This is a genomic window from Collinsella tanakaei (assembly GCF_016900375.1).
Taxonomy (GTDB): Bacteria; Actinomycetota; Coriobacteriia; order Coriobacteriales; family Coriobacteriaceae; genus Collinsella.
The window spans coordinates 61,826-84,884 of sequence record NZ_JACJKB010000009.1 but is presented as its reverse complement, the minus strand read 5'-3'; the positions used below and the strand labels follow the sequence as shown (position 1 = coordinate 84,884).

At 63.2% G+C, this 23,059-nt stretch carries 21 protein-coding genes and 1 other RNA gene; 18 read left to right on the top strand and 4 right to left on the bottom strand.

The features are described from left to right. The first annotated feature begins 108 nt into the window (after positions 1-108). From H6A16_RS06915 to gatB, 11 genes are all read left to right on the top strand, one after another. Positions 109-942: a PRD domain-containing protein gene (locus tag H6A16_RS06915; protein ID WP_204617499.1), complete on the top strand. Its 834-nt coding sequence runs from the start codon at positions 109-111 to the stop codon at positions 940-942. Between the two features lie 67 nt (positions 943-1,009). Next, positions 1,010-2,449 (top strand): PTS transporter subunit EIIC, encoded by a 1,440-nt coding sequence (locus tag H6A16_RS06910; protein ID WP_204617496.1) that lies wholly within the window; start codon positions 1,010-1,012, stop codon positions 2,447-2,449. Between the two features lie 376 nt (positions 2,450-2,825). Next, entirely contained in the window at positions 2,826-4,268 is a 1,443-nt protein-coding gene (locus H6A16_RS06905; RefSeq protein WP_204617494.1) for a glycoside hydrolase family 1 protein, read from the top strand. 207 nt (positions 4,269-4,475) lie between these two features. Beyond that, complete coding sequence (locus H6A16_RS06900; RefSeq protein WP_204617492.1) at positions 4,476-5,915, top strand: glycoside hydrolase family 1 protein; 1,440 nt, start codon at positions 4,476-4,478, stop codon at positions 5,913-5,915. A gap of 255 nt (positions 5,916-6,170) precedes the next feature. After that, positions 6,171-7,010 (top strand): Cof-type HAD-IIB family hydrolase, encoded by an 840-nt coding sequence (locus H6A16_RS06895; RefSeq protein ID WP_204617490.1) that lies wholly within the window; start codon positions 6,171-6,173, stop codon positions 7,008-7,010. A 70-nt stretch (positions 7,011-7,080) separates the two neighbouring features. Then, a complete protein-coding gene (locus tag H6A16_RS06890) occupies positions 7,081-7,611 on the top strand; it encodes a PTS sugar transporter subunit IIA (protein WP_204617488.1) in 531 nt (176 codons plus the stop codon). Positions 7,612-7,702: 91 nt separating this feature from the next. Next, on the top strand, positions 7,703-7,951 hold the full coding sequence (locus H6A16_RS06885; protein ID WP_204617486.1) for an HPr family phosphocarrier protein: 249 nt from the start codon (positions 7,703-7,705) through the stop codon (positions 7,949-7,951). Positions 7,952-8,071: 120 nt separating this feature from the next. Further along, a complete protein-coding gene (locus H6A16_RS06880) occupies positions 8,072-8,320 on the top strand; it encodes an HPr family phosphocarrier protein (protein ID WP_204617484.1) in 249 nt (82 codons plus the stop codon). Positions 8,321-8,530: 210 nt separating this feature from the next. Next, positions 8,531-8,842, top strand: a complete 312-nt coding sequence (locus H6A16_RS06875; RefSeq protein WP_204617481.1) for an Asp-tRNA(Asn)/Glu-tRNA(Gln) amidotransferase subunit GatC — start codon at positions 8,531-8,533, stop codon at positions 8,840-8,842. Next, entirely contained in the window at positions 8,842-10,359 is a 1,518-nt protein-coding gene (gene gatA, locus H6A16_RS06870) for an Asp-tRNA(Asn)/Glu-tRNA(Gln) amidotransferase subunit GatA (RefSeq protein WP_204617479.1), read from the top strand. Before H6A16_RS06875 ends, gatA begins: the two co-directional genes overlap by 1 nt. Further along, on the top strand, positions 10,356-12,044 hold the full coding sequence (gene gatB / locus H6A16_RS06865) for an Asp-tRNA(Asn)/Glu-tRNA(Gln) amidotransferase subunit GatB (protein ID WP_204617477.1): 1,689 nt from the start codon (positions 10,356-10,358) through the stop codon (positions 12,042-12,044). Before gatA ends, gatB begins: the two co-directional genes overlap by 4 nt. Before the next feature lie 687 nt (positions 12,045-12,731). Here the strand turns inward: gatB and H6A16_RS06860 are convergent. The 3 genes from H6A16_RS06860 to H6A16_RS06850 all read right to left on the bottom strand — a co-directional run bounded on the left by H6A16_RS06860 (position 12,732) and on the right by H6A16_RS06850 (position 15,443). After that, the gene (locus tag H6A16_RS06860) at positions 12,732-13,184 is read right to left on the bottom strand and encodes a hypothetical protein (protein WP_204617474.1); all 453 of its coding nucleotides are present in this window, start codon (positions 13,182-13,184) and stop codon (positions 12,732-12,734) included. An 847-nt stretch (positions 13,185-14,031) separates the two neighbouring features. Then, positions 14,032-14,403: a transfer-messenger RNA gene (gene ssrA / locus H6A16_RS06855) on the bottom strand. A gap of 173 nt (positions 14,404-14,576) precedes the next feature. Further along, positions 14,577-15,443, bottom strand: a complete 867-nt coding sequence (locus tag H6A16_RS06850) for a helix-turn-helix transcriptional regulator (protein ID WP_204617472.1) — start codon at positions 15,441-15,443, stop codon at positions 14,577-14,579. Between the two features lie 125 nt (positions 15,444-15,568). Here H6A16_RS06850 and H6A16_RS10795 point away from each other — a divergent pair, with 125 nt between their 5' ends. From H6A16_RS10795 to rhaD, 5 genes are all read left to right on the top strand, one after another. Then, complete coding sequence (locus tag H6A16_RS10795) at positions 15,569-16,261, top strand: FGGY family carbohydrate kinase (protein WP_239458257.1); 693 nt, start codon at positions 15,569-15,571, stop codon at positions 16,259-16,261. After that, positions 16,156-16,989, top strand: a complete 834-nt coding sequence (locus tag H6A16_RS10790) for an FGGY-family carbohydrate kinase (RefSeq protein WP_239458256.1) — start codon at positions 16,156-16,158, stop codon at positions 16,987-16,989. The genes H6A16_RS10795 and H6A16_RS10790 overlap by 106 nt, the downstream gene beginning before the upstream one ends. 148 nt (positions 16,990-17,137) lie before the next feature. Then, complete coding sequence (locus H6A16_RS06840; RefSeq protein WP_204617469.1) at positions 17,138-18,580, top strand: arabinose isomerase; 1,443 nt, start codon at positions 17,138-17,140, stop codon at positions 18,578-18,580. 153 nt (positions 18,581-18,733) lie between these two features. Further along, entirely contained in the window at positions 18,734-18,901 is a 168-nt protein-coding gene (locus H6A16_RS10785; RefSeq protein WP_239458255.1) for a hypothetical protein, read from the top strand. Positions 18,902-18,907: 6 nt separating this feature from the next. Then, a complete protein-coding gene (gene rhaD, locus H6A16_RS06835) occupies positions 18,908-19,561 on the top strand; it encodes a rhamnulose-1-phosphate aldolase (protein ID WP_239458254.1) in 654 nt (217 codons plus the stop codon). 132 nt (positions 19,562-19,693) lie between these two features. Here the strand turns inward: rhaD and H6A16_RS06830 are convergent, their stop codons facing one another. Beyond that, complete coding sequence (locus H6A16_RS06830; RefSeq protein WP_204617467.1) at positions 19,694-21,151, bottom strand: DHA2 family efflux MFS transporter permease subunit; 1,458 nt, start codon at positions 21,149-21,151, stop codon at positions 19,694-19,696. Between the two features lie 252 nt (positions 21,152-21,403). Between H6A16_RS06830 and H6A16_RS06825 the strand changes: the two genes are divergently transcribed. Next, complete coding sequence (locus H6A16_RS06825) at positions 21,404-22,273, top strand: patatin-like phospholipase family protein (RefSeq protein ID WP_204617464.1); 870 nt, start codon at positions 21,404-21,406, stop codon at positions 22,271-22,273. A 340-nt stretch (positions 22,274-22,613) separates the two neighbouring features. Then, entirely contained in the window at positions 22,614-23,057 is a 444-nt protein-coding gene (rplM, locus tag H6A16_RS06820) for a 50S ribosomal protein L13 (protein ID WP_204617462.1), read from the top strand. The last annotated feature ends 2 nt before the right edge of the window (positions 23,058-23,059 follow it).

Below are 23,059 nucleotides of genomic sequence, written 5' to 3'. Positions count from 1 at the left end.
ATGTCGCGCAAAGTTGTTACTCCCCGGAGGCATTATTTGCGTGCCGTTCGACCAACCACCCCCGGTCGAACTCTATGCACGCAAGGCTGGCCCCAGGGAGTTTTTTTCATGCTCATCGTCAAGAAGATCAACAACAACGTCGCGCTCGCCCAGGCACCTGACGGCAGCGACCTTGTTGTCTTCGGCAAGGGTATCGGATTCCCTGCCACCCCCTACGAGCTGGAGGACACATCCAGCATCCAGACCGTGTTCCACCATGTGGACAACGAGGTGCTCACCGCAGTCTCCTCCATCAAGCCTGAGGTCATGACCTCGGCCGTAGAGATCGCTGGCCTTGCGGCGGACAGTCTCGATTGCGAGCTCAATCGCAATCTGTTCCTTACGCTGGCGGACCACCTGCAGTTTGCCATCGAGCGCTTCGAAGACGGTATCTTCATCGAGAACCCGCTCGCCTCGACGGTGCGCGCCATCTATCCCAAGGAGTACGAGGTCGGCGAGAAGGGCATCGCCATCGTGCGCGATCACTGCGACATCGAGCTGCCGTCCACCGAGGCCTGCTCGATCGCCATGCACATCGTCACGGCCGAGGCGGGTACCGAGTTCGATAACGACCTCCACGACTTCCAGAAGACCATGCGCTCGATCGACGAGGTCACCGATATCGTCGAGGAGTGCCTCGGCATCGAGATCGACCGCGCGTCGTACAACTACAACCGCTTCGCCATCCATCTTCGCTACCTCATCAAGCGCCTGTCGACCGGCGAGGCCGTCTCCTCGCAGAACAAGGGGCTGTTCGCGCGCATCGCGAGCGACTTCCCCGAGGTCAGCGCCTGCACAGGCTACATCTGCGACTACCTGAAGGAGCGCTACGGCCGCACCTGCGGAAACGAGGAGCGCCTCTACCTCATGATGTACCTCAACCGGTTCCTGGTGACCCGGTAGGTAATAGACGCGCCCAGGGCCCGGGCGTGCCGCATATGCATAGTTGAAATAATGGAAGGAGAGAAACGTGGCTAAGGATTACACCCAGCTTTGCCAGGACATTCTTGAGAATGTCGGCGGCAAGGAGAACATCAACGGCTTGACGCACTGCATCACGCGTCTGCGTTTCAAGCTGAAGGACGATACCAAGGCCAACACCGAGGTCATCGAGAAGCTCCCCGGCGTCATCAAGGTCATGAACGCCAACGGCCAGTACCACGTCGTCGTGGGCAACAAGGTCGAGGACGTCTACGAGCAGTTCATCAAGGTTTCCGGCGTCGCCGCGGGCGGTGCCGTCGAGGTCGAGGAGGCTGAGGGCCCCAAGACCCCCGCTGCCATCGCCATCGACCTCATCTCGGGCATCTTCGCCCCCATCCTCGGCCCGTTCTGCGCCGCGGGTATCATGAAGGGTATCCTCGCCTGCATCACGCAGTTCTATCCCGAGTTCGCTAACGACGGCGCCTACACGGTGCTCTACACCATCGCTGACGGCCTGTTCTACTTCCTGCCCGTGATGCTCGCCATCACCGCGGCCCGCAAGTTCAAGATGAACGAGTTCACCGCGCTCGGCATCGGCGTCGCCCTCGTGTACCCGACCATGGTCGCCCTGACCGGTGGCGATGTTCTCGGTAGCGTCGACCTCGGCTTCTTCGGCACCTTCTCCTGGTATGCCACCTTCTTGGGCATCCCCATCATCATGCCGGCCTCCGGCTACACCAGCTCGGTCATCCCCGTGCTGCTCATGGTGTGGTTCGGCTCCGTTGTTGAGCGCTGGACCAAGAAGTGGATGCCCAACTCCGTGAAGATGTTCTTCACGCCGCTGCTGGTCATGACGCTTTCCGTCGTCCTCGGCTACCTCATCATCGGCCCCGTCGCCACGCTCATCACCAACATCCTGAGCTCCATCTTCCAGCTCATCTTCGGTCTGCCCGTCGTCGGTTCCATCGTCGGCTCCGTCGTCGTTGGCGCCTTCTGGATGTGCCTCGTCATCTTCGGCTTCCACTGGTCGCTCGTGCCCATCGGCATCGTGAACCTGACCACCCTTGGCCACGATTTCATCCTGGCCTCCATGATCGGCCACTCCTTCGCTCTGGGTGCTGCCCTGTTCGCCATGTTCCTCAAGAACAAGGATGCGCAGTTCCGTGAGATCTGCCTGCCCGCTATGATCTCCGCGTTCTTCTTCGGCGTCACCGAGCCCGCCATCTACGGTATCGCCCTGCCGCAGAAGAAGCCGTTCGTCATCGCGTGCATCGGCTCCGCCGTGGGCGGTCTCATCATCGGCATCACCGGCGCCACCGTCTTCATCTCCGGCGGCCTGGGCATCTTCAACCTGCTGTCCTTCCTGCCGACCGACCCGGCGAGCACCGTGGGCTTCTCGATGATGATCAGCGCCATCATCGCCTGCGTCGCCTCTGCCGTCGTGGCCTTCGCCATCGAGTTCATGACCTACAAGCCCGAGCAGGCCTAAGGTCCAACAGTTTGCGTTCCAGATGCCGGGCTCGCGCAGGGGATAGCCCGGCATCATGGTCCATCGCCTTTCTCTGAGGGGAGAGGGGATGAGCAGGGGCTGCCGTCCTCTAGGGTCCGACGGCAGCCCCGTCCGTTAACGGCACAGGCACAGCCGTTGGCGGACATCGCCCGACGTGTATCAAAACGTATCAACGCGCATGCCCCGCATACGGCGGGGCACCGAAAAGAAGTGTCGGAATCCCCGGTTCCGCTCGAGGAGGAATCGCGGCGGGGGATACTGACATGCGGCACGGCGCGTCGGTCGATGCCCGTTAACAGCAATGCGGCACGCAGCGGAAGAGTCGCGTTTTGCCGCCCGGAGCAAAGGAGCGAAGATGGCAGCAGGTTTCCCCGAAGGCTTCCTCTGGGGCGGCGCGACCGCCGCGAATCAGTTCGAGGGCGCGTGGGATGTCGACGGCAAGGGCGCGTCGGTGTCCGACCACTGCACGAACGGTACGCACACGAGCCCCAAGCGCGTGACGATCGGCTTCGAGGAGGGCACGCTCTATCCCTCCCGCGAGGCGACCGATTTCTACCACCACTACAAGGAGGACATCGCCCTCTACGCCGAGATGGGCTTTAAGGTCTTCCGCCTGTCCATCAACTGGACGCGGATCTTCCCGACGGGTATGGAGTCCGAGCCCAACGAGGCCGGCCTTGCCTTCTACGACCGCGTCTTCGACGAGCTGCGCGCGCACGATATCGAGCCGCTCGTGACCATCTCGCACTACGAGATGCCCTATGCGCTGGTGGAGAAGTGCAACGGCTGGGAGGGTCGCGAGTGCATCGAGTACTACCTCAACTACTGCCGCGCGATTTTCGAGCGCTATCAGGACAAGGTTACATACTGGCTGACCTTCAATGAGATCAACGCGGGCACGCAGCCGTTTGGTGCAGTGCTCTCCACCGGCACCATCAAGGGCTTCGAGGGCTCCATCTTCGATATTCCCAACAATCCGCAGGCGCGCTTCCAGGCGCTGCACCATCAGTTCGTGGCGAGCGCCCTGGCCGTCAAGTACGCGCACGAGCACTACCCGCAGTTCAAGATGGGCTGCATGATCGCGTTCTCCGCGCAGTACCCCTACAGCTGCAACCCGGCCGATGTGCTCTCTGCCCAGTACGAGATGGACATCATGGACTGGTACTGCGGCGATGTCCAGGTGCGCGGTGCCTACCCCTATTTTGCCCAGCGCATCTGGGACGAGCAGGGCGTGAAGATCGCCATGGAACCCGGCGATATCGAGGCGCTGGCCGAGGGCACCGTGGACTTCTACACTTTCAGCTACTACATGAGCACCGCGGTCTCGACCGACCCGAGTCTCGCCGGCATCGAGGGTAACCTCATCGGCGGTGTTAAGAACCCGTATCTGGAGAGCTCCGACTGGGGCTGGCAGATCGATCCGGAGGGCCTGCGCTGGTCGCTGAACGAAATCTACGCCCGCTACCAGATTCCGCTGATGGTGGTGGAGAACGGTCTTGGCGCCTTCGACAAGGTGGAGGAGGACGGCTCCATCCACGACAGCTACCGCATCGACTACCTGCGTCGCCACATCGAGTGCATGCGCGATGCCGTGGCCGACGGCGTGGACCTCATCGGTTACACGCCCTGGGGCTGCACCGACCTGGTGTCCGCCTCTACCGGCGAGATGGCCAAGCGCTACGGCTTCGTGTTCGTCGACAAGTACGACGACGGCACGGGCACCCTCGCGCGCAGCCGCAAGGACAGCTTCTACTGGTACAAGAAAGTTATCGAGTCCAACGGCGCCGACCTGGCCTAAAAGGTGACGGACCCGATCGGCTCTCCGTAGCGCCCGACCTTCGCCTTCAATCGTCGGTCGCCGCACGCAAGGCGTGCTCCCTCCTCTTTCAGGCGAATCTCGGGCACTACGAAGAGCCGTCTCCGTTGCCCGACAAGATGGGGCCAGGTACAAACTTGTCGCCCCTCCGCAAAACGTAAGGTTTCTTCTCTAGAAAGGAGATTGCATATGGCAGTTGTGTTCCCTAAGGGCTTCTTCTGGGGTGGCGCCACCGCCGCTAACCAGTTCGAGGGTGCGTGGAACGTGGACGGCCGTGGCCCGTCCGTTGACGACCACTTCCTGGGCGGCAGCTACGAGAAGCCGCGCGAGATCACGATCGAGATCGATCCCGACAAGTTCTATCCCAACCACGACGGCATCGACTTCTACCACCGCTATGCCGAGGACATCGCGCTGTTCGCCGAGATGGGCTTCACCATGTTCCGCATGTCCATCTCCTGGAGCCGCATCTTCCCCAACGGCGACGACGCCGAGCCCAACGAGGCCGGCCTCGCCTTCTACGACCGCGTCTTCGACGAGTGCAAAAAGCACGGCATCGAGCCGCTCGTGACGCTCTCGCACTACGAGATGCCCTACCACCTGGTGGAGAGGTACAACGGCTGGGAGAGCCGCGAGCTCATCGACCTGTTCGTGAAGTACTGCGCCACCGTGTTCGAGCGCTACCGGGACAAGGTGACCTACTGGCTCACCTTCAACGAGATCAACTGCGGCACCTCCGACATGGGCAACCTGTTCGAGACCAGCATGATCCGCGGCTTCGAGGGCCCCGCCTCCGAGGCCAAGACCACCGCTCAGCAGCGCTTCCAAGCCCTGCATCACCAGTTCGTGGCGTCCGGCCGCGTCGTGCGCCTCGCGCACGAGAAGTACCCGCAGTTCAAGATGGGCAACATGGACTGCTTCATCCTGAGCTATCCGGCAACCTGCGACCCGGCGGACATCTGGGCCTGCGAGTGCGAGATGCGCCAGATGAACTGGTACTGCTCCGATGTTCAGGTCCGCGGCTACTATCCGTCCTATGCCAAGCGCTACTGGCGCGAGAACGACATCGAGCTCGACATCGTCGAGGGAGATATGGACGACATCGCCGCCGGCAAGGTCGACTTCTACACCTTCAGCTACTACATGTCCAACATCGTGGGCACCCATGATGTGGAGCAGACGCAGGGCAACATGACCTTCGGCGGCAAGAATCCCTACCTCGAGAGCACCGAGTGGGGCTGGCAGATCGACCCGACCGGCCTGCGCTACGCGCTGAACGTCATCTACGACCGCTACCAGATCCCGCTGATGGTCGTGGAGAACGGCATGGGCGCGCGCGACGAGGTCACCGAGGACGGCAAGATCCACGACGGCTACCGCATCGAGTACCTGAAGAAGCACGTCCGCGCCATGGGCGAGGCCATCGACGACGGCGTCGACCTCATCGGCTACACCTGGTGGGGCCCCATCGACCTCGTGTCCGCCGGCACCGGCGAGATGCGCAAGCGCTACGGCTTCATCTACGTCGACAAGCACGACGACGGCACCGGCACCTACGAGCGCACCCGCAAGGACAGCTTCTACGCCTACCAGCAGATCATCAAGAGTAACGGCACGGAAGGCCTGTAGGCCTTCCTGACGACCGGCCGGACTGAGGCACGCCACCTCGCCCTTCAATCGTCGGGCGCCGCACGCTAGGCGTGCGCCCTCCTCTTTCAGGGCGATCTGGCGCACCTCAGCCGGCCGTACATCCGGGCCTGTCCACTTTCAGGACGGAGATGAAAGTGGACATTGCCGGTCCGCAGCGGGTCCGCATCTGGCCCCATTCCATCAATGTCCTCTTTCATCTCCGTCCTGAAAGTGGACATCGGAAAGGAGATTGCGTTGTCCGACAGCAAGGTCGTGTTCCTTGATGTGGACGGGACCATCACCACATACGAGAACGTGATTCCCGAGTCCGCGAAGCGCGCCATCCGCACGGCGCGCGCCAATGGCCACAAGGTGCTCATGTGCACCGGCCGCAGCAAGGCGGAGAATCCGCCCGAGCTCACCGAGATCGGATTCGACGGCATGGTCGGCGGCAACGGCAGCTATGTCGAGGTCGACGACCAGGTGATCATGCACGTGCATATCGATGCCGGGCAGTGCCGCCATATCGTGGACTGGTGCCACGAGCGCGGGCTCGAGTTCTATCTCGAGTCCAACAACGGCCTGTTCGCCAGCGAGCGCTTCCGCGAGGCGGCGCGCCCGGTCCTTCAGCTCTATATGGGGCGCAAGGGCGTGGAAAACGCTGACCAGCTCGAGACCGACGACGTCATGCACGGCATGGTCTACGACGGCGAGCTGTACCGCGACGACGTGAACAAGGTGAGCTTCGTCCTCTCCAGCTACCAGGATTATCTGGACGCCATCGAGGAGTTCTCCGACATGAAGGTCGGCACCTGGGGCGGCGCGGGCGAGCTCGCGCTGTTCGGCGATGTCGCCACCAAGGATATCGACAAGGCTGTGGCGGTCCACAAGGCCGTCGAGGCCCTCGGCACCGATATGGCAGACACCATCGCCATGGGCGACGCCAAGGTCGATATCCCGATGTTCGAGGCCTGCGCGACGAGCGTCTGCATGGGCAGCGGGGGCGAAGAGGCCAAAGCGGCCGCGGACTTCGTAACCACTGACGTGGATAAAGACGGCCTTTGGAACGCTTTTTCGCATCTAGGTCTTGTTTAGAGCGGTAAAGTAAGGTCTAACTACGGGGTTGATAAGACAGGGGAGCCCCGCGAAGTAAGGAGTGATTCTCATGGGACTGTTCGACATGTTCAAGAAGAAGGCTGACGCCGCGCCCGCCGGCCCCGCTTCCGTGACCGCGCAGGAGGCCGCCGACATCGTGTGCGCCCCGGTGACCGGTCGCGTCATCAAGATGACCGACGTGCCCGATCCGGTGTTCTCCGGCGAGGTTGTGGGCAAGGGCTGCGCCATCTGGCCCGACGACGAGACCGTCTACTCTCCGGTTTCCGGCACCGTGACCGTGACCATGGGCCACGCCGTGGGCATCACCGGCGATAACGGCATCGAGGTCCTCGTCCATATCGGTATCGACACGGTGGATATGGAGGGCAAGGGCTTCACCGGTTACGTGAGCCAGGGCGACAAGGTCAAGGCCGGCCAGCCCGTCATCAAGATGAGCAAGGCCGCCATCGCCGAGGCCGGTCACCCCGACTGCGTCGTGTGCGCCGTTTCCAACTCGGCCTCGTTCGCCGACGTCGCGCTGACCGTCGACGCCGAGTCGACCGTGTCCGCCGGCGCTTCCGTGCTCAAGATCACGAAGTAGGCTTCCTTCATCTCGTGTAAGCGGGTGGCATGCATGAGCGTGCTGCCCGCTTTTCGCTCGATATGCGTCATCCAGCCACCAGGAGGAACCGGTGATTCAGTTCTCACATGTCATCAACGATCCGCAGGGCCTGCATGCCCGCCCGATCGCGTCCATCGCTGCGGCGCTTGCCACCGCAAGCAGCGCGGTCGAGCTGGGGCTTCATGGGCGCACGGCGGATGCGCGCGACCTGCTGGGCATGCTCGGCCTCGAGGCGCGCGGAGGCGACGAGCTCCTCGTGACCGTCGAGGGGGCCGACGAGCAGCAGGTGGCCGAGCTTCTGAAGACGACGCTTCCGTAGCGGTTGCTGCCGGTCACCGGTCTGGGTGTCAATCGCCGATGAACGTGCTACTCGCTTGGCGTATAGTTATCTGTTAAGGCTTGTTGTTTGAGCCGTCAGCTTTGACGCAGGAGGTACACCATGATCAAGTTCCAGCATCTCATCGAGGCCGAAGAGGGCCTGCATGCGCGTCCGGTCGCTCTGGTCGCCTATACGCTGACCAAGTGCTCGAGCGACGTTCAGATTTCCTTCAACGGCAAGACGGCCTCCGGCCGCGACCTCATGGAGATGCTGACGCTTGATGCCAACAAGGGCGACCTCATCGACATCACCATCGTGGGTGGCAACGAGGAGGAGACCAAGGAGGAGCTGCTGAAGGTTCTTCCGTAGGCCTTCCGGCTGCACAGCCATATCGTTTACTCGGGGCGCCGCGGCATCTGCTGCGGCGCCCTTTCGTAAAGCGAATGCCATCGCGGGGCGGTTTCTGATTCAAGGCTGTCTATCGGGTCGTGTTGGTTACGCCTTTGCGCTCACCTGCGGTGCTGCGATTCGCTTGCGTATAATGGTGAGCGTTCGACCGAAAACGGAAGGAGAGCGCCCATGGCACTCACCGAAACCGACGTGCGCGGCATCGCCGATTACGCTCGCATCGCGCTTGAGGGCGACGAGCTTGCGCAGATGACCGCCTATCTCAACGACGCGGTGGATATCCTCGCGCCGGTGCTCGAGTACGACCTGCCCGACGTGGAGCCCACGTTCCATCCCATCGGCGACCTTGCCAACGTCATGCGCGAGGACGCGGGGCTCGCGGCCCGTGCCCTGTCGCTCGACGTTGCTCTCGAGAATGCCGGAAGCGCGCGCGATCGCTACTTCCGCGTGCCCTCGATTCTGGGAGAGGGGGGCGATCGATAATGGCAACGAGCTTCGACACCCTTTCTGCTGCCCAGATCGCTGCCGGCATCGCCGCGGGCGACTTCACCGCCCGCGAGGTCGCGACTGCCTCGCTGGATGCCATCGCGGCGCGCGAGGATGCAGTCCAGGCGTTTCTGCAGGTGTCGCCCGAGCTCGCGCTCGCGGCTGCCGACCGCATCGACGCCGATCGCGCGGCCGGCAAGCCCCTGCCGCCGCTTGCGGGCGTGCCCCTGGCCATCAAGGACAATATGAATCTCGTGGGTACGCGCACCACCTGCGCCTCCCGCATGCTCGAGACCTACGAGAGCGTGTACACCGCCACCTGTGTGCAGCGCATGCTCGATGCCGGCTGCGTGCCGGTGGGCAAGGCCAATATGGACGAGTTCGCCTTCGGCTCCTCCACGGAGAGCTCGGCGTTCCATCCCACCAACAACCCGTGGGACACCGGCCGTATTCCCGGCGGTTCGTCGGGCGGTTCCGCTGCGGCTGTTGCTGCGGGCGAGGTTCCGCTGGCGCTCGGTTCCGATACCGGCGGATCCATCCGCCAGCCCGCTGCGCTCTGCGGCGTTGTGGGCATGAAGCCCACGTATGGAGCCGTGTCACGCTACGGCGTGGTCGCCTTCGGCAGCTCGCTCGATCAGGTGGGGCCCTTCGGTCGCACGGTCGAGGATGTCGCGCTTGCCATGAACGCGCTTGTGGGCGCCGGCCGCGACCCCTACGACGGCACGAGCCAGGACTGCGCCGTGGATTTCTGCGAGCACCTGAACGATTCCATCGAGGGCAAGCGCGTGGGTATCATTCCCGCGTTTATGGAGGCCGAGGGCCTGACGCCCGAGGTCCGCGCCGCTGTAGAGGGTGCCGCCAAGCAGCTCGAGGCCCAGGGCGCCGAGCTCGTCGAGGTCGAGCTGCCGCATCTGGATGCCGCCATCGCCGCGTACTACGTTATCGGCCCTGCCGAGGCCTTCTCCAACCTCGCGCGCTTCGATGGCATCCGCTACGGCTATCAGGAGCCCGACTGCGCGAATCTCGACGCGCAGAGCTCGCTGTCGCGCGCGCACGGCTTCGGTGCCGAAGCGAAGCGCCGCCAGCTGCTGGGCGCCTACCTGCTTTCCTCCGGCGTGTACGACAAGTACTACTACGCCGCACAGAAGGCCCGCACGCTCATCACAGCCGACTACAACGCCGCGTACGAGAAGTGCGACGTGATCCTCATGCCGTCATCCCCGCGCACCGCGTGGAAGCACGGCGAGATCTCGGACCCCACGCAGATGTACCTGGCCGACCTGTACACCATCTCCATCAACATCGCCGGCAACGGCGGCGTGTCCGTGCCGCTGGGGCTGGGCGCCGATTCGCAGCTGCCCGTCGCGGCGCAGCTCGTCGGCCCCGCCTTCAAGGACCGCACGCTGCTGATGTTCGCCCGCGCGCTCGAGCGCGGCCTCGCCGATGCTTCCAAGGGGGCGCCGGCGCTTTCCGTTGCCCCTGCGTTTGCCGGGAAGGGAGGTGAGCTCGCATGAAGGAGCTCTCCGAGGTCCTGAAGGACTGGGAGGCCGTCATCGGCCTCGAGATCCACACCGAGCTCACGGCGCTCGACACGAAGATGTTCTGCAATTGCAAGCTCTCCCATGAGGATGAGCCGAACGCCAACGTGTGTCCGGTGTGCCTGGGTCTGCCCGGCGCGCTGCCGGTGCCCAACAAGCGTGCGATCGAGAGCATCGTGAAGGCCGGTCTCGCCACGAACTGCGAGATCCAGAAGCGCTCGATGTTCTACCGCAAGCACTACTTCTATCCCGATATGGCCAAGAACTTCCAGACCACACAGGGTCCCGTGGCGTTTTGCATGCACGGCCGCCTGGATCTGGAGGTTACGGGACGCGGTGCCGCCGAGCGTCCCGACTGCGCGTTCGGCGAGGCGGAGGGCCTGAGCCTGGCGAGCGCGTCCGCGAACGCCGAGGGCCTGTCCACCGCCATGGCTCAGCAGATGCGCGAGGGCGGGGAGACCCGCGGCGGTGCGCTTGCCGGCATGAGCGGATACGACACCGCGAACCTCGCCCTGCCCGAGCGCCACGAGGACGGCTCCTACACGGTGCCTATCCGCATCCTGCGCATCCACATGGAGGAAGATGCCGCCAAGATGGTGCACGTGGGCGGCGAGGAGGGCCGCATCGCCGCGGCCAGCGAGTCGCTCATCGACTACAACCGCTGCGGCACGCCGCTTATCGAGCTCGTGACCGAGCCCGACCTGCGCACGCCCGAGGAGGCGCGCCTGTTCATGGAGAAGCTCCGCCGCATCTTCCTGACGCTCGGCATCTCCGACTGCTCCATGGAGCACGGTTCGATGCGCTGCGACGGCAACGTCTCGCTGCGCCGCCGCGGCGAGACGAAGCTGGGCACCAAGACCGAGCTCAAGAACCTGAACTCCTTCAAGGCGCTGCATGACGGCCTGGCTTACGAGATCTGCCGTCAGGCCGAGGTTCTCGAGGAGGGTGGCATCATCTACCAGGAGACGCGCCACTGGGAGCCGGGCCGCAAGCGCACGGTGGTCATGCGCGTCAAGGAGACGGCCGACGACTACCGTCTGTTCCCCGATCCCGACCTGGCGCCGTTCGACCTGTCCGACGAGTTCATCGAGCACTGCCGTTCCGAGATTCCCGAGCTGCCCGACGCCAAGCGCGATCGCTTTGAGGCCGATTTCGGCATCAAGCGCGCCGACGCCGAGCAGATCGCTGGCGACCCGGAGACCGCGGCGTTCTTCGAGGAGTCGGCCGCCGGCCTTTCGGGCAAGCCTGCCCAGGCGGTGGCGAACCTCATCGTGAACGAGCTTGCCGCTTACCTGAAGGGCGTCGAGGGCGGTATCGCCGACTGCGGTATCGCGCCGGCTCAGGTTGCCTCGCTGGCCAAGCTGCTGGCCGAGGACGCCATCAGCTCCAACCAGGCGCATGAGGTCTTCGGCCTCATGGCGGAGTCTGGCGAGGACCCCGAGAAGATCGTGGATGAGCGGGGCATGCGCCAGGTGAGCGACGCCGGTGCGCTGCAGCCCATCGTCGACGAGGTACTGGCACGTTGTGCCGACCAGGCTCAGCAGTACCGCGATGGCAACCAGAAGGTGCTCGGCTTCCTCGTGGGCCAGTGCATGAAGGCAAGCCGCGGTCAGGGCAACCCCAAGCTCTTCAACGAGCTGCTGCGCGCAAGCCTGTCGTAGAGACGGTTTTCACAGGGTTTTACGCTATGAGATCCCCCGGCCCCACCGCCGGGGGATTTTTGTATCTCGAGGGCAAAACACGCGTTTTCAAGGGAGCTCCAACACATATCAAACAACGTAAAAATACTTGTTTAACTGGGAAAACAGCTAAATTGGACATTGCGGGATTCATGGCATAATCGGATGCGCGGTAGAGTCCGTTCGCGGGTGACGCTTCCTTATCAGATCCCTAGCCGAGGCTGCGTCCAGGTTGGGAGGTTTTGCCTATGGATACCTTTGGCACAAAGGATATTCTCGAAATCCTGCAGTCGGTGTATTGCGCACTTCTGATCGTCGGGCTTGTGCTCAAAATCAGGCGGGACCATAAGCGAAGACGGATGGAGCGTAGAAAGAAATAGGGGTCAGCTGGAACCTGACCCCTACCAAAACTAAGCGCCGCCCGTAGCCTAGATACGGGCTCTGCCGCTTCTCTCATTGTACCCCGTGTCAGGCGGCCGATAACGAAGAACCTCAGAGATGAACGCTTGGTGCTCGGAGCCTTCACGCGGCGACGAGGGATGTTCACGGCTATTTAGCAAAAACGGCGACGTCTCTAAAGACGCCGCCGTATGCAAGCTGTCGAGTGACCATAGCGCGAGGCGCCTGATCAATAATCGTATGTTGTCCGTCTAAGTCGGAGCGCGAAGACTAGAGCGTCGAGACGGCGGCCTTGATGACCTGGACCTCGGCCATGCGCTCGGCGGCCTCGAGGTTTCCGTTGCGCTCGATAGCGGCCAGGGAGCGGTAGATCCACGCGTTGACGTTCTGGTTCTCGTTCGTCTTGTCCTTGACGGCGAGGGCGACGTCCTGGAGCTCGCCGAGGAGCTGGGTCTTGATACCGCCGAGCTCGACCATATCGGCGATGGAGTGGGCGGGCACGCCGCGCTTCTCGCTCACGTGGTCGATCAGACCCGTGACGGTGCTCATGTGCTCGTTGCGCTGGTCGTCAGAGAGCGTCTTATCGAGAGCGGAGAGGCCGTCGATGATGACGGAAGCGGGGTGGCCGCAGGGAACGAAGTCCTCGATCTCGTCCATGGCCTGGGTAATGGTAGCGCCAAGGCCGACGAGGGCACCGGCGAGCTGTGCGTTCTGTGCGTTCATGTGTAAACCTCCAAATACGAGGGCAAACATAATGCGATGAGAACGATACCGGTCGTGTCCAGCCCCATTCAAGATTTGTGATGGAGTCTTCACGTATGTGAAGATAAGCGCTTCGGTGGGTTATTTTGCTGGTAAAACGCAAAACCACAAGGTCAGATGGGGTGAATTGAAATCGATTCCAGCTATTTCAAAACTACCGTTCGCCGAATAAACAATTGCGCTTACCGAAGATGTGCGGGTCCAGCTGTCCAAAATGGTCGTATTTATGTCCATTTACGTGCGCGATTCCCGCACATGTCCCTTTTCAGGACGGAGATGAAAGCGGACATCCGCGGATGTCCGCTTTCATCTCCGTCCTGAAAAGGGACATGTGCGTTTTCGGAACACGGCGCGCTGGTGCCTGTGCGCTAAGGGAACGTCTCAGGTCGCCATGTGTTCCGATAGCGCACAACCAAGCCCTGCACGGTGTTCCGATAGCGCACATGCGCTCTGGATGTGAGCCTGATGCGCTCCTGCTCGCTACGAAGAGCCCGCCGGGCTCTTCGCTTGACGCTCGCGCCCTGCGCAGAGTTCGATTCTCCGCGGGTGTGCTTCCGAGAATAAAAAAGCAGGTAGATACTGCTATCTACCTGCTCGTTCCTTTTGGTGGAGCCGCGGAGAATCCGCGTATCCGCTGCGCGGATCCGCACCGGCTTCGGGCGCTTGCGCGCCCTCGCCTGCTCGCTACGAAGAGCCCGCCGGGCTCTTCGCTTGACGCTCGCACCCTGCGCAGAGTTCGATTCTCCGCGGGTGTGCTTCCGAGAATAAAAAAGCAGGTAGATACTGCTATCTACCTGCTCGTTCCTTTTGGTGGAGCCGCGGAGAATCGAACTCCGGTCCACGAAAGCCCCCTGATCGGCATCTCCAGGCTCAGTCGCTGTTTTAGTCTCGGACGCGTTGCGCGCAGCGACACGCTCGCGGCGCCCTAACCGGTTCGGTCTTAGCCCGCGCCATACCGGTTACGTGCGCGGGAGCATTCCCCTTAAATGACATCGGACTCGGGTCGGGGAACCTCCCGAGTGCGACGCGCTGCAATTAAAAACTAAGCAGCGAGAGCCAGCTGGGGCTCATAAGAAGAATTCTTGTCAATTCATTTTGACGGTACCCCTGTTTAACGTGGGCGAGGAGACCACGGCCTGCTTCCTCTCTCAGAACTATCGTGTCGAAACCAGTCGGCCCCTTGGGTTGACCGGGCGGCGCAGCCGCTCGACCTGTCAATGTGCTCACGGCCGCACGCGACCGTGGATTACGTATTCTACCACGCGCGCCACCGTTTTAAACGCGATGGCCTGCAAGAAGCGCACTCGACCCCCCCGCTCCGCGCCATCGTGGGCGGACGGGCGAGCGCAAAGCCTACTGGACAACGGGTTTCGGGCAGCTCTCTCGATAGGCGCGCGGGCTCTGCCCCGTCATCTTGGAGAAGCGATAGGAGAAGTTGCTCTCGCTGTTGAACCCCACTGCCAGCGCGATGGAGCCGACCTTGTCCGTCGTCTCGGCGAGCAGCTCCTTGGCGCGTGTGATGCGGTAGCGCAGCAGGTATTCATAGGGTGTGGTCCCCATGTGCTTGCGGAACAGCTTGAGCAAGTAGGACTTGCTGACATTGGCCCCCGCGGCGATGTCGTCGAGCGAGATCTCCTCGGTGTAGGCGGACTCGATCAGCGCACAGGCACGGCGCACAGCCTCATCTCCCGCCGCGCTCTCATCTGTCGTCTGCGCCGATCCCACCATCTCGGCGAGAAGGCTGTGAATGGAAAGGCCGATGACCGTGGTAGGCAGCATGCCGGGCAGCTCTAGGTTCGCGGCGATCGCCGCCATGTGCTTGCGCACGATGGGTTCGGCGAGATAGGTGGGTTTGAGGGCCCCGACATCCAGCATCTTGGCGAACTCGTCCACTCCTGGCCCGTCAACATGGGCCCACAGATGATGCCAACGGCTCGACGATTGCGCCGTGCGGTAACGCTGGGGCGTCCGGCAGTCGATGAGCAGGGCGGATCCCCGGTGAAGCACGGTCCGTTTGCCGCCCTGCTCGAGGACTCCGCAGCCGTCAAAGGTGTAGAACAGCTCGTAGCTGTCCTTATCGGAGCGCTCGGTGAAAAAGCCGCTTCGAGCGAAGAATTCCCCCTGCTCGGTGCAGAAGAACGGTTGCGCAAGCTCGTGCTCGCCGGGAGTCGTTCTGAGCCAGGTGCTGCGCTCGTCGATGTCCAAGTTGTACGACAGCATGAATCCTCCGGTGCGATATATCGAAAAGACAAAGAGAACTTGCTGTATAGAGCTAAGTCATAGACCTAAATATACTGCAAATCAATACAACAGGCGAGCGGATGAGCAGGGGAGTGAGCAAAAAGATGCGACATCTGGCAATCGATATCGGCGCATCGAGTGGCCGCCATATCGTAGGCGAGGTCGTGGAGGATCGCCTCCAGTTGACCGAGGTCCATCGATTCGAGAACAAGCTCGTGGAGCGCGGCGGCCACCTGTGCTGGGACATCGACAATCTGTTCGAGCAGGTGGTCTTGGGTCTCAAGGCCTGTGCGGAGCGCGGTCTTGTGCCCGATACGATGGGCATCGATACCTGGGCGGTCGACTTCGTCCTGCTCAATGCGGCGGGGGAGCGCCTGGGCGATGCGGTCGCCTATCGCGATGCCCGCACCGAAGGCGTGCGCGACGAGCTGGAGCGCGCGGGCATCCTTCCGTTCGATGAGCACTACGCCCGCTGCGGTATCCAGTATCAATCGTTCAACACGGCATATCAGCTTGCGGCGCTCAAGCACGAGCATCCCGAGCAGCTTGCCGCCGCGAGCGCGCTGCTGATGGTGTCCGATTACCTCGCCTATCGGCTGACGGGAACCCAGGCGTGCGAGTACACCAATGCCTCGACCACGGCGCTCGTGAGTGCGGAGACGCGCGATTGGGAGGGGAGCTTATCGATCGGTTGGGTATCGATCGCGCGCTGTTCCCGAAGATCGTGCAGCCTGGAGCGTCCCTGGGTCAGCTCAAAGCCGATATTCGCGAACGTGTCGGTTTCGATTGCCGCGTGATCGCCCCGGCGACGCACGACACCGGATCTGCCTGGCTCGCCGTGCCTGCACCGGATGCGCAGTCGGTCTTCATGTCGAGCGGCACGTGGAGCCTGATCGGCGTTGAGAATACGGAGCCCGTGCTTACATCGGAAAGCCGCGAGCTCAACTTCACCAACGAGGGCGGTGCCTACGGAACGTACCGCTACCTCAAGAACATCATGGGTCTGTGGATGGCTCAGTGCGTGCGGCGCGAACTGATCGTCCGTGACGGCGATGCCCCGAGTTTCGCCGAGCTTGCCGACATGGCCGCTGCTGCTGAGGGCGAGCCTTCGCTCGTGGACGTCAACGACCAGCGCTTCCTGGCCCCGGCGTCCATGATCGACGAGGTCCGCGATGCATGCTACGACACCGGCCAGCGCGTGCCGGAGACGATCGGCGAGCTCATGCAATGCATCTTCTGCTCGCTGGCGAAAGCGTATGCCGGTGCCGTCGCCGATCTTTCTCGGCTTACCGGAACGACGTATCGCCGCATCAACATCGTCGGCGGTGGCTGCCAGAACGCATATCTCAACCAGGTAACGGCAAACGCCTGCGGCATTCCGGTGTACGCAGGTCCCGTCGAGGGCACGGCTCTCGGCAACATCATGGTCCAGCTTATCGCGACGGGCGGGGTTGCCGGCCTGCCCGCGGCCCGCGCGCTGGTGCGCCAGAGCTTCGAGATCAAAGAGATCGAGCCGCAGCGCTAGGGGGACAGCCGGATGCGCAGCGGATCCCTCCGACTCTGCTGTCTGCCTGGTTGGAGAAAACGATTTATCCGGCGCGCGTCACGCACGACGGATTGAAACGACGAAGGAAACGAGGAAAACGATGTCTGCAAATCACAAGAGCGCACCCATGCCAACGTGCGCCCCGCTCGTCGAGACCAAGGCGAAGGTCGGCGTGTTCGCCATCGCGCTCGGCGCCTATCTGCCCCAGTTCCCCCAGCTCGTACCCAACTTCGAGCAGCAGTACGCCGACTTCAAGGCGACGCTGCCCACGACGGTCGAGCTCGTGGACGGCGGCATGGTGACCACCAAGGAGCAGGCGCAGGATGCAGGCGACCTGTTCCGCGCAGCCGACGTGGATCTGGTGATCCTGCAGATGCTCACCTACGCCACGTCCTATAACGTGCTGCCCGCGGTGCGCGACCTGAACGTGCCCGTCGTGGTGGTCAACGTGCAGAAGAAGGCGCAGCCCGACTACGCGAACACCGACATCCCCACCTGGCTGGGCGACCTGTATGCCTGCGGTGCCCCTGGAGAGGTCGTGGCCGACCTCAACCGCGCCGGCAAGCGTCATGCCGTGATCACGGGCGTCGTGGAGGGTGGCGACCCGCAGGTTGCCCGCCAGCTCGATGAATGGTGCCGTGCCGCCCAGGTGCGCCGCCGCCTGCGCCGCACGAACATCGCCCAGATCGGCCGTCCGTACCCGGGCATGATGGACCTCTATATCGACGAGACGAATCTCTACAACCGCCTGGGCCTCTACACCAAGCAGTTCGACTGGGAGAAGATGTGGGCCATCGACGAGGGCATTACCGACCAGGCTGCCATCGACGCCAAGGCGGCGGAGATCCTCGACACCTTCGACGTGGAGGGCGGCGCCAGCGTTTCCGACGAGCCCATCCAGGAGATGGCCCGCTACGTGCTCGCCTTCGAGCAGTGGGTCAAAGATGAGCAGATCGGCCTCGTGGCGAGCCACTACGACGGCTATGCCCAGGGCAAGGCGGGTGTGCTCGACTCCATGCTCATCCCGGCATTTTCGATGCTCATCAAGCAGGGCACGGCGTGCGCGGTCGAGGGCGATATGAAGGTCGCCATCGCCATGAGCATCCTGAAGACCATCGCAGGCACCGGCCAGCTCTCCGAGATGTACTCCATCGACTTCCCCGAGGACGTCGTCATCATCGGTCACTCCGGCTCGGGCGATGCGGACATCTCCACCGCGAGGAAGCCGACGCTCAAGGTGGTGCCGGTGTTCCACGGCAAGACCGGCGGCGGCTACCTCACGCAGTTCTACTCGGGCCTGGGCACCGTGACGTACCTGGGCATCACGCAGGACGGCAACGGCAACTTCAAGTTCGTCGTGGCCGAGGGCGAAAACGTCGACGGTCCGATCTTCACGTTCGGCGACACGAACATGCGCATGAAGTTCTCGATCGGTGCGCGCGAGTTCATGAACCGCTGGAACGAGACCGGCCCCACGCACCACATGGCGGCGGCGCTCGGCAGCCACACGGACACCATCCTAAAGGTCGCCAAGATCCTCGGCGTGCCCGTCGAGGTGGTGTGCCGCTGATCTGTCCCGCAAACCCGCTGGAAGCAGGTCGGGCTCGCCCGTCCGGATCGGTGAAAGAGGCCAGACGGGACACGCGTCTTTCCTGCAGCGGGCTGCAGGTTTAGGTAAAGCCAGGGCGAATGCCCCGAAACATGAGTAGAGAGGACTATGACCATGACCGATATCTTGAAGACACCTGCACTCGAGGGTTTCATCCGCATGTGCGAGGACGGCTGGCTGCAGGGCTGGCACGAGCGCAACGGCGGCAACCTGACCTACCGCATGCGCGACGAGGATGTCGAGGCGGCGCGCCCCGCGTTCGCCGAGGTGCCCAGCGACTGACACGAGATGGGCGTTACCTGCGAGAACCTGGCGGGGGAGTACTTCATCACCACCGGCTCGGGCAAGTACTTCCGCAACGTGCCGCTCGATCCTGCGTACAACATCGGCATCGTGGAGATCAACGACGCCGGTAGCGCATGGCGCAGCGTGTGGGGCTTCGAGGGCGGTGCCGTGCCCACGAGCGAGTTCCCTACGCACTTCATGAACCACAGTGTGCGCAAGCGCGTGACGGATGGGGCGAATCGCGTCATCTACCACAGCCACACCACCAACGTGATCGCACTCACCTACGTGCCGCCGCTGAATGCGCGCGACTTCACCCGTCCGCTCTGGCAGAGCGCGACCGAGTGCCCCGTGGTCTTCCCCGAGGGCGTGGGCGTGGTGCCGTGGATGGTGCCGGGCGGCGTGGACATCGCCCGCGCCACGAGCGAGCTCATGGAGACCTACCAGGCCGCGGTGTGGGCTCAGCACGGACTGTTCGCCTCGGGTCCGGACTTCGATACGACCTTCGGCCTCGCGCACACCATCGAGAAGAGCGCGGAGATCCACGTGAAGGTGCTCTCGACCGGCCAGCCGGTTCTGCAGACCATCACCGACGACTCCCTGCGCGCCATCGCCCGCGACTTCGGCGTGACGCTCAACGAGGCGTTTTTGGACTAGTTCCTCTCCCTTCCAAGCGGGGCCGTTTGCGTGCGGCCCCGCCGATGACATCGTGCGGCCGGGCTTCGATCGTGAAGTCCGGCCGCCTTGTTTTTAAGGATGGAGATGGTTGAGGTCAAGTGGCATGAGTGCTCAGCGCACATCATCCTCGCTGCGCGGCAGCGCGCATGCCACGACAGCGCCGATGAGCGCTGCCGCTGCGAGCACGCCGATTGCCGCCGTGAATCCCTCGAGTGTGCTGCTCCCGCCCGTTCCGCCCGTGGCTATCGAGACCGTCTGCAGCGTCATGGCCACGAGCGCCGTGCCGAACGACGAGCCGACCTGCTGCATGATGCGCGAGAGCATGGTGGCGTGGGGAATCTGCTCCGGCGCGAGTCCCACGTAGATGGCGGAGTTGATGGGAATGTTGACGGTGCCCTGGGCGATGCCGCGCACGAAGAGGAGCACGAGCAGCGCGGGTACCGGTGCGGTCGTCGCCAGGCAGAACACCGCCGTCGTCGCAGCGAGCAGGATGAAGGAAGCGACCGAGGTCCTGCGGTGCCCGAGACGCTCGATGACGCGCGTGACGAAAAGCCTGCTCACGAGGACGCCGACGCCCTGAGCCATCATGTAGGTGCCCGTCTCGAACACGCTTGCCCCGCGGAGCTGCTGCCACCAGAGCGGCAGCACGAACTGCGCCGCGTAGAGGCATATGCCGAAGAAGAACGAGGCGCTGCCCGAGGCGCGCTGGTTGATATGCGAGAACAGGCGGATGTCGACGAGGGGATCGGCGCTCCGGCGCAGGGTGCGCTTGCAGAACAGTGCGAGCAGCGCCGCTCCGATGGCTATGGGGGCTGCCACATCGAGCAGCATGCTCGCCGGCTGGCTCGCGATGTTGGCAAGTCCCAGCAGCACGAGGACGAGTCCGCCGGAGATGAGCGCGAGGCCCGCGATGTCGAGCCGTTCGGTGCCGCCTTCTGCCTGCCTGTTTCCGGCGTTGATAAAGCGTCCGGCGAGGAAAAGGGCCACGATGCCCAGCGGGATGTTGACCAGGAACAGCCAGTGCCAGGAGCCGAAGTTGAGAATGAGGCCTCCGACCGGCGGGCCCAGCACCGGACCGAGCGCGATCGGCAGGTTGATGCTCGCCACGATGCCGGCGGTCTTCGTCACGCCGCGCCGCCGCGCCTCCATGACGGGAAGCGTCTGCGTGAGCGGCATGATGACGCCCGCGGCAAGGCCCTGGAGCGTTCGGGACGCGATGAGCAGGCCCGCGGTGGGGCTCGCTGCGCAGCAGGCAGAGGTGAGCACGAACAGCGCGAGACAGAGCATCCACAGGTGCTTGCCGTCCAGGCGGCCGAGGGCCCAGTTGGTGATGGGGACCGCCGCTGTCAGCGCGAGCAGATACGAGGTGCTCACCCATTGCATGGTGATGGTGTCGGAGCCGAACGCCTCGACGAGGGTGTCCATACCGACCGCGACTAGCGTGGAGTCGATGACCGGCATGAGCACGCCGCAGCAGATCGCCGCAAGGTAGCCGAGCCCGAGGACGCTGATGGTGCCGGGGGCTTGCTGGCTGCCGCCCTGACGGCTTGCGCGCCGTGTCGTGTTCATCGAGCTTCACCTGCCCTTCCATGCGGTCGGGATTGTCGCTCGCGAGAGCATCCGATCGCCGCGCGCGAATCTGCGCGCCGAGATGATCCATTGTTCAATGGGAGGTCGTCTGTCTCTTAAGCATACGGCAAACGGCGGATAGGAGGCTGTCCATTCCGCCGTTTCGCATCCATCTGGACGCGGGGGAGGTTTGCGGTGCCGCCGTTTGTGGTAGAAGAGGAAAAACCACGCAACGAAAACGAAGGGCGCAGTATGGACGAGCGTGCGGCGAATGCGGGCAAGACGGCGATCATCCTCGAGGGCGGCAGCTTTCGCGGGCAGTTCACGGCGGGCGTGCTCGATGTCCTCATGGAGCACGGTATCTGGCCGGACGCCTGCTATGGCGTGAGCGCCGGCGTGTTGAACGGCCTTTCCTACAAATCGCGGCAGATCGGCCGCCCCAACCGCGTGAACCTGGCGTTTTGCAACGACGAGCGCTACATGGGCACGCGCTCGTTCGCGCGCAGCGGCAGCTTCATCGGCTACGACTTCATGTTGAACGACGTGCAGGACCGTCTCGACCCCTTCGATAACGATGCGTACCTGGCAAACCCCATGCCGCTCGTGGCTACGGCGACCAATATCGTGTTCGGAACGGCGGCGTATCTCGAGATCAAGAACGCCGTGCTCGATATCGACGCCGTGCGCGCCTCGACGTCGCTGCCGCTCATGGCCCCTCCGGTGGAGATTGACGGGCACCTGTACCTGGACGGCGGCGTGGCGGATTCCGTTCCCATCGAGCACGTGCTCGAAGACGCCGGCTACGATCGCGCGGTCGTGGTGCTCACGCGCCATCGCGCCTACGTGAAGGGGCCCTACGAGCTGATGGCCGCCGCGCGGGCGCGCTATGGCGAGTACCCCTATCTGCTCGAGGCCATCGAGAACCGCCACGAGCGCTACAACGAGCAGCGCGAGCATATCTGGGCTTACGAGGAGCAGGGTCGTGCCCTCGTGCTCGCCCCGCGCCGCCCGGTCGAGGTGGGGCACATCGAGCACGATACCGCCAAGCTGCTCGACCTCTACATCCAGGGTCGCCAGGAGTGCACCCGCCGTCTCGCGGACATCAAGTCCTTCCTCGCCTGACCAGCCGCGTGTCCACTTTCAGGACGGAGGTGTTTTCGGACATCCCGCCGCCGCGGGCAGGCTGGCCTCTCTGGGGACGTAGCCGGGAGGCGCCACGCCGGCGACTGCGGCAAAGCTACCATCCGGAATCCCCGGCGTGGCGCCTCCCGGCTACGTCCCCAGAGAGGCCAGCCTGCCCGCGGCGGCGGGATGTCCCCGAACTTGCACGACATGTGCAGAAACTCTGGGTGCGGGATTTCTTCAGGTTGACCTCCTGTATGGGCGCGCTATAATTCTTCAGTCATTTGCAGAGCCCCGTGAATCTCTGTTAAGACACACGTACTGTACATGGAGGAGTCAAGTGATTCAGAAGTCGACTCACTACGCCAAGCAGGGTGAGGTTGCCCGCAATTGGGTCCTCGTCGATGCCGAGGGCGCTGTCCTGGGCCGTCTTGCCACTCAGATCGCCATGATCCTGCGCGGCAAGAACAAGCCCCAGTTCACCCCCAACTCTGACTGCGGTGACTTCGTGGTGGTCATCAACGCCGATAAGGTCCAGCTTACCGGCAACAAGGCCAACCAGAAGGTCTACTACCGTCACAGCGGTTACAACGGCGGTCTCAAGGCCGAGACGTTCCGTCAGGCCATGGAGAAGCACCCCGAGAAGGTCATCGAGCGCGCCGTCCGCGGCATGCTCCCCAAGACCACGCTTGGTCGTCAGCAGCTGAAGAAGCTCAAGGTCTACGCTGGCCCCGAGCATCCGCACACTGCTCAGAACCCCACTAAGATCGAGCTGGAGGCTTAAAG